The organism is Bacillus timonensis, assembly GCF_004799755.1.
GTDB lineage: Bacteria > Bacillota > Bacilli > Bacillales > Bacillaceae_L > Ferdinandcohnia > Ferdinandcohnia timonensis_A.
This window is the reverse complement of sequence record NZ_SLUB01000026.1, coordinates 19,193-32,596: the sequence shown is the minus strand read 5'-3', so window position 1 is coordinate 32,596 and position 13,404 is coordinate 19,193. Positions and strand designations below refer to the sequence as shown.

The 13,404-nt window shown below is 38.1% G+C and carries 16 protein-coding genes; 15 read left to right on the top strand and 1 reads right to left on the bottom strand.

Features of this window, described 5'->3' with window-relative positions; translation table 11 throughout:
* Nucleotides 1-19 precede the first annotated feature (19 nt).
* Complete coding sequence (locus tag E1I69_RS14300) at nt 20-502, bottom strand: CBO0543 family protein (protein ID WP_136380259.1); 483 nt, start codon at nt 500-502, stop codon at nt 20-22.
* A gap of 590 nt (nt 503-1,092) precedes the next feature.
* Here E1I69_RS14300 and E1I69_RS25265 point away from each other — a divergent pair.
* From E1I69_RS25265 to E1I69_RS14225, 15 genes are all read left to right on the top strand, one after another.
* Nucleotides 1,093-1,221 (top strand): hypothetical protein, encoded by a 129-nt coding sequence (locus tag E1I69_RS25265; RefSeq protein ID WP_278186167.1) that lies wholly within the window; start codon nt 1,093-1,095, stop codon nt 1,219-1,221.
* Between the two features lie 101 nt (nt 1,222-1,322).
* On the top strand, nt 1,323-2,156 hold the full coding sequence (locus E1I69_RS14290) for a hypothetical protein (RefSeq protein WP_136380258.1): 834 nt from the start codon (nt 1,323-1,325) through the stop codon (nt 2,154-2,156).
* A 176-nt stretch (nt 2,157-2,332) separates the two neighbouring features.
* Complete coding sequence (locus tag E1I69_RS14285; RefSeq protein WP_136380257.1) at nt 2,333-2,620, top strand: hypothetical protein; 288 nt, start codon at nt 2,333-2,335, stop codon at nt 2,618-2,620.
* A 187-nt stretch (nt 2,621-2,807) separates the two neighbouring features.
* The gene (locus E1I69_RS14280) at nt 2,808-3,116 is read left to right on the top strand and encodes a hypothetical protein (protein WP_136380256.1); all 309 of its coding nucleotides are present in this window, start codon (nt 2,808-2,810) and stop codon (nt 3,114-3,116) included.
* Between the two features lie 184 nt (nt 3,117-3,300).
* Complete coding sequence (locus tag E1I69_RS14275) at nt 3,301-3,804, top strand: DinB family protein (RefSeq protein ID WP_136380255.1); 504 nt, start codon at nt 3,301-3,303, stop codon at nt 3,802-3,804.
* Between the two features lie 160 nt (nt 3,805-3,964).
* Nucleotides 3,965-4,486 carry a hypothetical protein gene (locus E1I69_RS14270; protein ID WP_207308553.1) on the top strand — a complete coding sequence of 174 codons (522 nt, stop codon included), beginning with the start codon at nt 3,965-3,967 and terminating at the stop codon, nt 4,484-4,486.
* A 130-nt stretch (nt 4,487-4,616) separates the two neighbouring features.
* On the top strand, nt 4,617-4,853 hold the full coding sequence (locus tag E1I69_RS14265; RefSeq protein WP_136380254.1) for a hypothetical protein: 237 nt from the start codon (nt 4,617-4,619) through the stop codon (nt 4,851-4,853).
* Between the two features lie 338 nt (nt 4,854-5,191).
* Nucleotides 5,192-6,658, top strand: a complete 1,467-nt coding sequence (gene gucD / locus E1I69_RS14260; RefSeq protein ID WP_136380253.1) for an alpha-ketoglutaric semialdehyde dehydrogenase GucD — start codon at nt 5,192-5,194, stop codon at nt 6,656-6,658.
* 92 nt (nt 6,659-6,750) lie between these two features.
* Entirely contained in the window at nt 6,751-7,701 is a 951-nt protein-coding gene (locus E1I69_RS14255) for a U32 family peptidase (protein WP_136380252.1), read from the top strand.
* A gap of 32 nt (nt 7,702-7,733) precedes the next feature.
* Nucleotides 7,734-8,654 carry a fumarylacetoacetate hydrolase family protein gene (locus tag E1I69_RS14250; RefSeq protein WP_136380251.1) on the top strand — a complete coding sequence of 307 codons (921 nt, stop codon included), beginning with the start codon at nt 7,734-7,736 and terminating at the stop codon, nt 8,652-8,654.
* A gap of 140 nt (nt 8,655-8,794) precedes the next feature.
* Entirely contained in the window at nt 8,795-9,925 is a 1,131-nt protein-coding gene (locus E1I69_RS14245) for a 2-keto-3-deoxygluconate permease (RefSeq protein ID WP_136380250.1), read from the top strand.
* Nucleotides 9,926-9,967: 42 nt separating this feature from the next.
* Nucleotides 9,968-11,092: a UxaA family hydrolase gene (locus tag E1I69_RS14240; protein WP_136380249.1), complete on the top strand. Its 1,125-nt coding sequence runs from the start codon at nt 9,968-9,970 to the stop codon at nt 11,090-11,092.
* Nucleotides 11,093-11,108: 16 nt separating this feature from the next.
* Entirely contained in the window at nt 11,109-11,423 is a 315-nt protein-coding gene (locus tag E1I69_RS14235) for a UxaA family hydrolase (RefSeq protein ID WP_136380248.1), read from the top strand.
* Nucleotides 11,420-12,577, top strand: coding sequence for a UxaA family hydrolase (locus tag E1I69_RS14230; RefSeq protein WP_136380247.1), 1,158 nt, complete (start codon nt 11,420-11,422; stop codon nt 12,575-12,577). Before E1I69_RS14235 ends, E1I69_RS14230 begins: the two co-directional genes overlap by 4 nt.
* A 116-nt stretch (nt 12,578-12,693) precedes the next feature.
* Nucleotides 12,694-13,371 (top strand): bifunctional 4-hydroxy-2-oxoglutarate aldolase/2-dehydro-3-deoxy-phosphogluconate aldolase, encoded by a 678-nt coding sequence (locus tag E1I69_RS14225; protein ID WP_136380246.1) that lies wholly within the window; start codon nt 12,694-12,696, stop codon nt 13,369-13,371.
* Nucleotides 13,372-13,404: the final 33 nt, after the last annotated feature.

Sequence of the window (13,404 nt, the reverse complement as noted above, 5' to 3'; positions counted from 1 at the left end):
TTAGTCTACCAGCCCCTTTTTACTCATGAAGTTTAGTTTTAAAAAACCAGTTATGAAAAGCTTGTGTTAAGTAATCTGTTATCCAAATTGTAATAAAGCTCCAATACCAAGCCCATTTCTTATATTTAATTAATTTTGTATATTTCACTGCAATAATTTCAAAGATGACTATTACTGAAGGACCAATAAAGGAATGTAGGGTTTTTAAAAGGATAGATTTATTTTTTGGGTAGTACAAACTAAATAAAGCACAAAGTCCAGGATATATAAAATATTCGAATGAAAAACTAGCTTTATTTGTCTTTTTGAAAAATAAGCGATATGGATAGGAAATTAAGTTTTTTTGTACCACTAGTAATCCAAAAATCCATGTTAATACTTGTTTAAATAAAAATATAACTAATGATTCACGAATTTTAGTTTTTGGTGTCAATTTTATTAACAATAGTGAAACAATTATCCAGGATGAAATTTCGATTGTTTTCTCTGCTTTGTATTTCATTAATTATCCTCCTTTATTAAATAGTCTTTACTCTTTGAATTGATTAATGCAATTTTAGTTTGAGGATAAAATTATTATTCGACCGAGGCACGAAAAACACAACAAAGCTAAATTAGTTATACAAGAAGCAAAAAAAATGAACATCGATGGTATCCAAAGAATTAAAAGAAACGATTGACACGTTGGGTGATTATCCACCTGATTGATAATTGAGGGATTAAACAAGGCATTGGCACAGCTTAACATAAAAAACACTGATGCTATTTTTTAGGAGATAGTGACGCTGACATTCAGGCTGGTAAAGAAGCTAACGTACATACAATTGGGGTACAGTGGTTGCCCCATTATCAGACATTAGAGTTTAGTGTTCAACCAGACGAAAAGTTAAGTAACGTGAACGAATTCATACAATCACTTAAAAATTACAGATATGAACAACAGTTACGTATGTAACTTTTTTAGCCTTATTCAACAAACGAGTGCGTTGATCCAAGAAGGATTGACGCACTTTTTTGTGGAAGTTATTAAACTAAAGGGGCAGGTTGGTCGAAAAAAATTTTAGTTAAATGATTCTGAGGAGGAAATATAAAGTGGATTGGTATTGGGTTCTGGTAGCATTCGCCCTTGCATCGGGAGCGTTTTGTAACGCATATGAAGTGGAAAAAAGGTCGAAAAAATTAGAAAAAAGAGTCAAAGATTTAGAAGATAAAATCAATTGATTATTGTGCTAACGAGGGTTTAATAAGCGAAACTTTATATTTTTTAATTCGTAGTAATAAATGTAAACGTTTAAAAAATGTTGAATGTTAGGGGGAAGTTTATGAAAAACAAGAAAGTGTTTCTAAGTATTTTTGTTGTTTTTTTCTTTATCTTGACCGCCTGTTCGAATAATGTTGTTAGTCAACATATATCCTTAGTTCGAGATGCAAGTAATAGAGCTACTCAGCTTGAAAATGGGAATTTTTCTTATGTATATGTTGTAGAAAACGAAAATGAAAAACAAACGCAAGGGACAGAAGGAACTTTTGTCGTTCAAGATGGCTATGTTGACTGGCATACAGAAATGGCGTTAGGAGAAGCCAATAATAAAACGCTCACGGAGGTTATTCAAAAAGATAAAACACAATACCAGCGTTTTGGTAGAATAAACGAGGATAATCAGTTTATCGGTAATGATAATGAAGTTTTAACAGAAGAACCCCAATGGCAATTCGTTAATGAAAATGCAACAGGATATCCTGATTACTTGCAATCATTTATGAATATAGAACTTAATAGGGATGATATTGAAAAGGTAGAGAAAAAAGAGGAAAATCATTTAACGATTTACGAAATTGCTTATAATGACTCCTACCTATCATCTGTAAAGCAGAAAAATATTTCTGAGATAAATGAACAGTTGGACAAAGCGAAACAAGAAGGTGCTGATCCGAATGTGATAAGTTCTTTAGAAAATTCTTTATCTTATAATGAAAATATAATCTACAAAAGCATAAAGCAAAATTTAACAGTGGATGACACTGGAGTGCTGATAGGAAAAGAATTACAAAGTAACTTTGAACAGACCATTAATGGTTCATCGCAAAATATTCAAATGACGGAGAGTTTAGAACTAATAGAATATAACAGTACAGATATGGAAATTGAACTATAATCCTTTTACCTTTCGTTATTCCCACTATTCAATTAACATGTGCGTTGCTTCAATAACGAGGTCGCTTTTTTTTATTGTACTACTGGGGCAGGTTTGTTTAAAAAGAAATCACAAAAGGAGGGGCATTTACTATAAAATAAGATTTAACGTATAAATGTCAAAATGGGGGTATAGTTATGTGGGTAATATTTGGGGTTATTGCAATAGTAGTAACTGTTATAAATCTTTCTTTGTATGCAGCAGGAAAGGATTATAAGCTTGCTATGGCGATGGCATTATCATTTACAGCATTAACAATTTGTGCAGATTACAGTTATCTAACTCGGTGGGTAAAAGCGGAAGATTGGGCGGCTTTATCGGATGTAATACCTGGTATGGCAAGGGCATTTTGGTTTTTGACAATTGTTTCTATCTTGCTAAATATAGCACCAATATTTTTAGAACGAAAACGTAAGAAATTATGACTTATGCAATTATTGTGTAAGTCATATGTATAACAAACGGGTGCATTGATCCAAGAAGGATATCGCCTATTTTTATTGAAGCTTTTTTTACTAAAGAAGTAAGTCTGGTTGAATATTGATATGGCATAATTTAGTACCTTATTTTAAAATGTAGTTATTGGTAAATATGTTGAATGAGGGTTTAACAATGAAAAAGAAACGTATTATGATCTTCAGCCTGCTTGTATTGTTTGTCGTACTTCTAACAATAACAAAACCGCCATCTTCTTCATTTGATAAGTGGTTATCAAATAAATACAGCATAGAGTGCCAAGGAAAAGAATGTGTACTAGATTCCAATAATTATAAAGTTATTGATAGTAATATAGATAATTATTTTTTATTTAATAAGGTTGGGGTCAAATTAGAAGGGAAATATGAAAGTTATCTACTTGTAGAAGGGATAGGAGTCCTTGGTGGATTTGTTCCGTTCACATATGATGCTCGATCTGAGTAATAAATGAAATTTGTAACAGTTGTTATACTACCGAGTGCGTTTATCCAAGAAGGATTAAGGCACTTTTTTTGAAGGTATTGAACTACCGAAGCTTATTGTAAATAAAGATGACAAGTAATAGAGTGAAAAAAATTGTTATAAACGAGAACATTAAGGTGTAGCACAATGGTAAAGGAGCGAATTAATGAGTGCTGAAAAACTGATTGAAACATATAAAAGCGATTTGCAAAACTATTCACTTGAGCAACTTAGATATATATCGGTTGAAGGGGTTTGGTCCATTGGTCAAATGTACGACCATGTAATTCTAGTCGCCATTGAGTACCTTGACAATGTAGAATCTTGTGCGAAGTCAAAGGAAGAGCAAAAACTTGGAAAAACGGACTTTGGTGAGCACATATATAAAATCGGAGGGTTCCCACCAATTAAAATCAAGTTGCCGGACGAACTAAATACACCACCAAGCAATTCGGATAGTAAAGAAGATTTAATGAGTAGGTTAGATCAGGTAATGCAGAGGTTGGGAAAATGGGAATCTAGAGTAGATGCTATAAATCCCAATTACAAAGTTAATCATGGAGGTTTTGGCTGGCTGAACGCAAGGGAGTGGTACGATCTTGTAGGTATGCATTTTCGCCATCACTTACGCCAAAAGCGTGAACTAGAACAAAAAGTTAATAATTTATAAGTTTTACTACTTACTAAACTAGAATAATTAATAGAAGGCTTTGGTAATCACAAAATTAACTTCATTGATTGGACTTACATGCGTACTGGCGAAATCCTTATTTTAACGGGGGTGGGTTAGTATAATAATTGACTGTTTTTTGCTAAAGGGGGTTAGAAGTATGAAATCAAAAGTTAATTTTGTTATACTATTGATTTCAGTTATATGTATAGTAGTTGGGTGTTCTAAGCATGAAGAAAAAATAGAATTTGAAATTTATAGTGGAAGATCACTACATATTGGGATTATTGGGGAAAAACCCAAGATTAAAGAAGATAATGTTAGATTTACAAATATAGATTTTACTGATTTGCAAAACGTAGATCACTATGATGCTATATTTATTACGAAGAAAAACTTAAAAGAAGCAGATAAGCCGCAATATGCAACTGTTTATAATAACAGTCCACTCCCATTCTTATTTATCGAAACACCAAAATCTTATGTACCTTTTATTTATGAAGATGCGAGTTTTGAAAATTTTCCAGATGTTGATTCAGGTGTTTATGCTTATCTTTACGATAGCAAAAGTGAACAGTATTGGGGATACGGTTTATATAATGACGAAGTAAATGAACAAAATATTCAAGATGTCTATTCAAGAGTTTTTAAAACAATTGAAGAACTATCAATGGAAAATTAACGGGTGCTTTGCCTTTTCAAGAATGCAAGGCATTTATCTATTTAAATAGTGAGCCGTATTGTTGAGAACGGTGTAGGGTGAAACCTTATTCATAATTGTTACGTAGATAAGAAAAGGGGGGTGGACCAGATTGAAAAAATATGTGGTATTTATTTTAAGTTTTGGTTTGTTGTATTTAATCGTGCAAATTTTATCAGGTTGGCTTCTGACAACTCATTACACTCCTGATTTATCTTCAATGAACAATAATACTAGTCAAGAAGTCGTTTTTGGGCAGACTTCTATCATTCCATTTGTGGCAACATTATTAGTCGCAACCTTAGCCTACTTTATATCTCAAAAATTATTTATAACCCCTAATAAATAGTTTAACCGAAGAGGATGAAGCCAGCGGGATTGAACGCTGGTTTTTTAATATTTAATCCTAAATTTTTCTAGTAACATTACCCCGATACATGCATTCGTCTTCTATAAAAACATCTCGGTCCTTATCAAAATTTTTGTGAAAAAATGTGTTTGAAAATTTGAACAAGTGTGATAAAATGACTTTAGTTTAGAATACATAAACCGAGTTTTATAATGTAAAACAATTCTCCGGATTCTCCTTGTTAAACCCATACTCAAAGATTAAGCTCGAGGTAGTTCCCGCATGCATGACAAAAGCAAAAACAAAGTGAAAAAAACTCATAAAAGGAGTGTTCTTTCATGCAAACAGAAATGAAGGAAAAAACGTACAGAAACTTTATTAACAATCAGTGGATTGGGTCCGCATCAGAGGAAACTATCAAAAGTTTAAACCCAGCAAATAAAGAAGAAATTGTCGGATATGTTCAAAGTTCTACGGTTGAAGACCTTGATCATGCTGTGCAGGCTGCACACAAGGCGAAAAAGCTATGGCGGAAGCTAGGGCAGGCAGCAAGGGGTCAAATTCTTTACAAAGTGGCAAATATTCTTGAAGAAAACCTAGAAGAGATTGCTGAAACGATGACAAGAGAAATGGGTAAAACTCTTCCCGAAGCAAAAGGTGAAACGGCCCGTGGTGTTGCGATTCTTCGCTATTATGCTGGAGAAGGCATGCGGAAGGACGGCGATGTTATTCCATCGTCTGATAAGGATGCGCTCATGTTTACTAAGCGTTCACCACTTGGAGTCGTTGGCGTAATCACACCTTGGAATTTTCCAGTAGCCATACCCATTTGGAAGATAGCACCTGCACTTGTATATGGAAATACCGTCGTATTTAAACCAGCAACAGAAGCAGCAGTAACAGCAGCAAAAGTAGTTGACTGCTTTGCTAAAGCAGGACTTCCAGAAGGGGTCATCAATTTTATAACAGGTTCCGGCTCAGTCATTGGTCAGAAACTGATTGAACATCCGCTCTTAAATGCAATTACCTTTACTGGTTCTGAAACTGTAGGTGAAGGCGTCGCTAAATCTGCAGCAAGCCGAGGGATCAAGTTTCAGTTGGAGATGGGAGGCAAGAATCCGGTCATTGTTATGAAGGATGCCAATTTAGATAGTGCCGTTGAGGCTGTTATTAGCGGTGCTTTTCGCTCTACTGGACAAAAATGTACGGCTTCAAGCCGTGTCATTGTTGAATCGGAGGTTTACGAAGCTTTTAAAGAAAAGTTGATTCAAGAAACAGAGAAAATAACGGTTGGCCCTGGATTAGAAGAGGGAATCTGGATGGGACCGTGTGCAAGTGAAAGTCAGTTCCGTACTGTAATCAAATATATTGAACAGGGTAAAGAAGAGGGAGCTACTCTTATTTACGGTGGAGAGCCACTAACAAGCGGTGAGCATGCGAAAGGATATTATGTCACACCAACGATTTTTGAAAACGTTACACCAGAAATGAGCATTGCGCAGGAGGAAATTTTCGGTCCGGTCATTGCACTGTTTAAGGCAACTGATTTAGAAGAGGCGATTAACCTTGCTAATGAGACGAAATACGGATTAAGTGCTTCAATCTTTACTACGAATATTGGTTCACTGCTTGAGTTTATTGATGAAATCGAAGCTGGCCTTGTCCGGATTAATGCTGAAAGTGCCGGTGTTGAACTTCAGGCACCTTTTGGAGGTATGAAGGCTTCTAGCACAGGTTCACGAGAACAAGGAGAAGCAGCAAAAGAATTTTATACTTCTATTAAAACTGTATTTATTAAGGGGTAATCTACGAATTCAAGGGGGATTCATAGAACCCCCTTCTTTTAAATAGAACGATTCATGCCCTATAAATTAAAATAGGAAAGAGGGAATGTCAGATGAATGAATCCAGAGAGTTATTAGAAAAACTAGGTTATCCATCCACTGATTTAACAGAACTCCCTACATCAAATAAGAGATTTCCGGACGGGGCTCAATACCGAATTGAACTGCCAAGTGTGGAAGGTCCAGTGGCGCTAAGAGAAACGTTAAAGGAAATCGATCATTATGGGCTCACGATTCATCGCGTTTCACAAGGTAGTGGAATCATGCTGCAGACGAACGAGGAAATTAAGGAAATGTGCCAGTTGGCTGCTGAAAAAGGTATGGAACTTAGCTTGTTTGTCGGTCCTAGGGGTACATGGGATATTAGTGCCCAGCCATTCACGAGCGGTGGGAAATCGATAGGTTTGCGACATGAAGGAGCCGATCAGCTTGTCTATGCGATGGAAGATTTAAAAAGAGGAGCTAAACTTGGACTAAGGAGTGCCTTAATTGCAGATGAAGGTCTTTTGCTGCTGACAAAGGAAATGAAAAAATCGGGTCAACTCCCAGAGGATTTTGTTGTAAAGGTTTCAGTGCAAATGGGCGCTGCCAACCCAGTTTCTGTTAAATTAATGCAGGACCTTGGGGCAGGAACGTATAATGTGCCAACTGCGCTTACGCTACATAAGTTAGCATCCATTCGTCAGACCATTGATATTCCTATTGATATCTATGTTGAGGTGCCAGATAATTTCGGAGGTTTCCTTCGCTATTATGAAATTCCAGAAATCATTCGGGTATTAGCTCCGGTTTATATTAAATTTGGACTACGTAATCATCCTGATGTCTATCCTTCTGGAAAGCAATGGGAAGGCACTAACATTTCACTAGTGAAAGAACGTGTACGCCGTGCCGCGTTAGGAATTCAAATGATCGAGCGCTATTATCCAGATGCTGTAACATCTAAGCTTGGTGCTGAAGGACTAGGTATTCCAAAAATTATTGCAGAGTCTGCATCAATATAAAAGACGAAGCTGCATATCAGGAGGCATTTAACATGAAGTTCGTGTCATATCGGTCGCAAACTACTATTCATCTCGGTATTTTAGTAGAAAATCAGATTTTAAGTTTGAATCGTTTATATGATTTATACAAAGAACAGCTTCCACAAGATTGGTCTCTTCCAACTGACATGAAGGAGCTTATTGAGCAAAGTGAGGCCACTCTGCCATATCTTGAATCACTCCTGAATTGTTACGAGGATAGTGATCAACCTTCCATTTCTTTATCGGAGGTGGAGGTGTTGGCTCCAATAAGCAATCCGGAAAAAATCATATGTGTGGGATTGAATTATCTTGATCATTGTAGAGAAACGAATATGGACCCTCCTTCATCGCCTGTTATTTTTTCAAAATATGCCAATACTCTTATTGGCAATCAAGCATCTATTGAATTACCAATTAATTCGAATCAAGTCGATTTTGAGGCCGAGCTTGCGGTTGTCATTGGCAAGGAAGCAAAATGTATTTCCGAAGAGGAAGCAGAGGACTATATTTTCGGCTACACGATTATGAATGACGTGAGTGCAAGGGATCTTCAATTTGCTGACGGTCAATGGTCCCGTGGAAAATCGGCTGATACATTTGCGCCCATTGGTCCAGCTATTGTAACAAAAGAAGAAGTAGGAAACCCACATCAACTGGAGATTACCTTACGATTAAATGATGAATTGATGCAGCATTCCAATACGGAAAATTTAATTTTTAAGATACCATACATTGTCTCCTTCCTTTCACAGTCTATGACGTTAAAGCCCGGGGATATCATTGCCACAGGTACTCCTCCAGGTGTCGGTATGGGAAGAGATCCTCAAGTATGGTTAAAAGAAGGGGACCAATTATCTATTACAATTGAAAGAATCGGAACCCTTCTAAATGATGTAAGAACATCCAATTCTACCAAAACAATGCACAAATAACTCACTTTTATCCTCACAGTAAACACACTATTAACTAAAAAACACTCTTCTATGGATAACAAAACTTTCGGTGATCCTTTTTTTGGACAAATTAATAAGTTTTATTCTTCAACTAAATAAAATCATTTGGAGAGTGAAATATGAAAATAAAACAGAACATTGATAAAGTTCCTGGTGGCTTAATGGTTGTCCCTTTATTTGCAGGTGCCCTATTAAATACAATCGACCAACTTCACATTCCTTTTATCATGAAATTCTTAAAAATGTTGGGTGTTGCCGCGAATCAAGATGGCTATTATGAATTCTTGAAAATCGGAGGATTTTCTCAGGCTTTGTTTAAGGATGGGGCTTTGACTTTATGCGCGTTATTCTTATTTTGTGCAGGAAGTCAAATGAATCTTCGTGTTGGAGGAAAGGCGCTAAAAAAAGGTGTGTTATTAACAACATCAAAATATTTAGCAGGATTTATTGTCGGGATGCTATGGGGACTTTTGTCTGATCCAGTGAATGGATTCCTTGGTTTATCAACCATGGCAATTATTGCTGCGATGACCAATGGAAACGGGGGGATGTATGCGGCGTTAACGGGACAATACGGTAATCGTTCAGATGTAGGCGCAACGGCTGTTCTATCCCTAAACGATGGTCCATTCTTTACCTTAATGGCTCTCGGAATGATGGGGGCTAACTTTCCATTAATCGCCTTTATTGCAGTCTTATTACCTATTTTAATTGGGATGATTTTAGGAAATCTTGACAATGAAATCCGCTTATTTTTAGCTGCAGGAGAATCCTTGGTTATTCCTTTCTTCGCTTTTGCATTAGGTGCAGGGATGAATTTGGCGAGCTTCTTTAATCCGCAGGTTGTTGGCGCGGGGCTTGTTCTTGCTTTAATGACCGTAATTTTTTCTGGATTTGCTATGGTGTTAACCTTTAAAATTTTCCGAGAGAAAAGTTACATCGCACCTATGGCAGAAGCTTCTACAGCTGGTAATGCAGTTGCGACACCAGCAGCCATTGCAGCAGCAGCTACTGTTGCAAGTGGGGCAGGATTAATGACCGCGGCCGAAGCTGAGGTATATCAAGGACTTGTTGCTGTAGCGTCTGCACAAATTTCAATTTCAACCATCACCACGGCATTGCTTGTGCCCGTTGCGGTAATACTCGTTGATAATTACCAAAGGAAGCGGGGGATTGAAGGAAAAGAAGAGTTTCATGGAAATCCGAAAAACACGACAGGGACTACCGCTATAGAAAAAACGATTGAGTAATTTATTCCACTATTTTAATAGAAATGGAAGGGGAGTATTTAGTTGGACTATTCTTTTGAAGGCTATAAAAGAAGTGATGGCTCGGTAGGAATACGAAATCATATTGGAGTTATTTGTACCGTTGTATGTTCTAGTGTTGTCGCTAGGGAAATTTCTGAAAAGGTACCTGGTGCGATTCCTTTTGTTCATGGAAATGGATGTGCACAGCTCGGGGACGACTTTAAATTAACAAAAAATATGTTGATGGGAATTTCGGCAAATCCTAATCTTTATTCTGCCCTGCTAGTAGGACTAGGCTGTGAAACGAACCAGGTCAGTGGATTGCTGAAAAGTATTCCGAAAACAAAACCAGTCAAAGGAATTGGCATTCAGCAGCTTGCTGGAGGAGAAAATACGATAAAAGCAGGTATCGAAATAGCTGAACAGTGGTCAAGGGAAATAGTTGATCAAAAAAGGAAACGCTTTCCTATCTCCTCGTTGACAGTGGGCATTTTACCAGTAGATTTAGACGAAGCTCCATTAAATCAATTGGCTCCAGTGATAGGTGGGGTAGTTGATAAATTAGTAGAAAAGAACGCCAAAGTCCTGTTTGGCTTTTCAAAAACATTGGAACCAGCGGGAGAACCATTATCAGAACGTGCTGGAAATGAAAATGTAAGAAATAGACTACAGACGATCGGAGAGGGCTTACAGCGGAAACGATGGAAAGAAGTAACGAATGGATCGATGGCGTATGCTGAATTTACAGAACAGGAGAAGGCACTCAGTCTTCTAGAAGCAAGGATGACTGGTACACATTCTATTAGAAGTGTGCTTGGATACAGTGAAACACCAGAAGAGGCGGGCCTTCATTTGATTACCGTTCCAAACAATATCGTTGAGGCCTTATCAAATATGGCTTCTAGCGGATGCAGTTTAGTGATTATTGTCAGCAGCAGAGGCGTACTGACGGGATCCATTGCCCTTCCTTGCATGACGATAGCCCCAAAAAACCCAAATGAAGCGTTTGACGAACTGATTGACTATACCGTCACAACTGAAGAGGTTTCAACTCAAGTAGAAGCGATTATAGCTGAACTTCTCGAAATCTGTTCGGGCAAACAAACGAGCCTTGAAAAGTTGGAACTTGGTGAATTTTCAATACCACACGTTGGAACTACTTTTTAATATCGGAGGGACTGTTATGAGCAAAAAGTTCAATGCGCTAATACTGAATCAGAACGATAATGTGGCTGTGGCTCTTAGAAGCATTAAAGAAGGTGAATCACTCTTCATCCAAGGGGTTGTGGAGAACGTAGAGGTCATGCAAAAGATTCCTTACGGACATAAAATCGCAACCCGTTTTATCCCGAAAGGTGGAAAAATCATGAAATATGGAGAATGCATGGGCATTGCAACGGAGGACATTCAACCTGGTTACCATGTTCATGTATTCAATGTCCGAGGATTGAAAGAAGAAGAACGAATAAGTACAAACCGAGAGGTGCAATTGCCATGAAAACATTTGAAGGGTACCGTAGACCAAATGGGAAAATAGGTGTTAGAAACCATGTGATTATATTGAATACGGTTGGTGAATTGGCCAGTCTTACGAAAAAGGTAGCCCAGCTTGCCCCGGGGGTAATACCGGTTGCTCATCAAGGGGGAAAAGCACAATACCCGGAAGATTTAGAACAAACGATTCGCACGCTCAAAGGGACGGCGGGTCATCCAAACGTAAGTGCTGCGCTTTTTCTAGGGATGGGCGATGACGATCCAGCTGAGAAAATAGTCACGGAACTAAGAGAAGAGGGATGTTATGTGAATGCCCTCATAGTTCAGAAGGATAAATCGCTTACCGACGTTCTGAAAGAAGCAAGGAGCTGGCTAAAACATGCAGTAGAGCGTAGCAAGGAGCAAAGGAAGGAGACGGCTGATGTTACGGAATTGATCATCGGATTAGAGTGTGGCGGTTCAGATGCTTGGTCAGGAATCACGGCGAATCCTGCAATTGGAGCCTGTTCTGATGCAATTGTTAGAGATGGAGGAACCAGTATCTTAGCGGAGACAACGGAAGCAATTGGTGCAGAACATATTTTAGCTAATCGTGCGGTGAACCCTGAAGTCGGTGAAGCCTTCTTAAAAATAGTAAAGGAATATGAGGCAAGAATTCGAGACACAGGTGAGGATATCCGATCAGCCAATCCTACTCCTGGGAATATGGCAGGTGGGCTGACAACACTTGAGGAAAAATCGCTAGGCTGTATTAAAAAAGGTGGGAATTCAACATTAATGGAAGTGATAGCCTATTCAGAAAAACCAACGGAGAAAGGGTTTATCTTTATGGATACACCTGGATATGATGTGGAATCGGTAGCAGGTCTTGCAGCTGGAGGTGCACAAATTGTTCTGTTTTCCACTGGCAAAGGATCGCCTACGGGTTCACCAATTGTTCCTGTCATTAAAATCGGAACGAATCCAAGGCTTTATGAAATTATGGAGGAGCATATTGATGTAAATGCTGGAAAAATCATTGAAGGTATAAACACCATTGATGAAATTGGCGAAGAAATCTATGAACTGATTATGAAAACCGCAAACGGAGCTTTGACGGCTGCAGAAAGACACAAAAATCAAGAATTTGCCATTTGGAGATTAGCCCAAACCATATAAATACGATGGAAGGAGGAATCCTGTTATCTTAAGGGACCTTCCTTTTCCTTACCATCCACGTTGAAGGTTTGAATAACAAAATCTATTAAAACGTCAATATGAAACGGAGGAATTCCATGAGTCATAGCAACCTGAGTAACCTATTAGATTCAGGTGTTATTGCTGTTGTTCGGAAAGTCAGTCGAGAAAAAGTGACTCAAGTTGTGTCTTCCCTTATTGCAGGAGGAGTTACCGGCATTGAAATCACAATTGATTCTGAGGACGCATTGGGGGCGATTCGCGAGGTAAAAGACATATTTGGAGAAAAGGCCGTAATTGGAGCAGGTACCGTGCTGAACTCTCAGTCAGCTGAAATGGCAATTGAGGCAGGGGCAGAATTTATTTTTGCACCGACCTTACATAAAGGAACGATTGAGGTAACCAAAGGATACAAGAAAATCGTAATTCCTGGCGTTTTTACACCAACTGAAATTTTGCAGGCGTATGAGTGGGGAGCAGATGTTGTGAAAGTTTTCCCAGCTAGTTCATTGGGCCCAGATTTCATCAAACAAATTCGCGGACCTTTAGGTCACATACCAATGATGCCAACTGGGGGAATCGACCTTGAAAATACGGAGGATTTCATCGCTGCGGGATCTGTTGCCGTGGGAGTTGGCGGTGCCCTACTTAGGAAGGATCTTATAGATAATAATCAGTGGGAACCATTAACCTCACTTGCGCAGCAGTTTGTCCAACTAGTAAGAAAAGCTAGAAGAAACGAAGTAATATTAGAAAAAAACGAAAAAAAACCCTAATAAAATTATTGACAAGTCAGAAAATTTGAATTA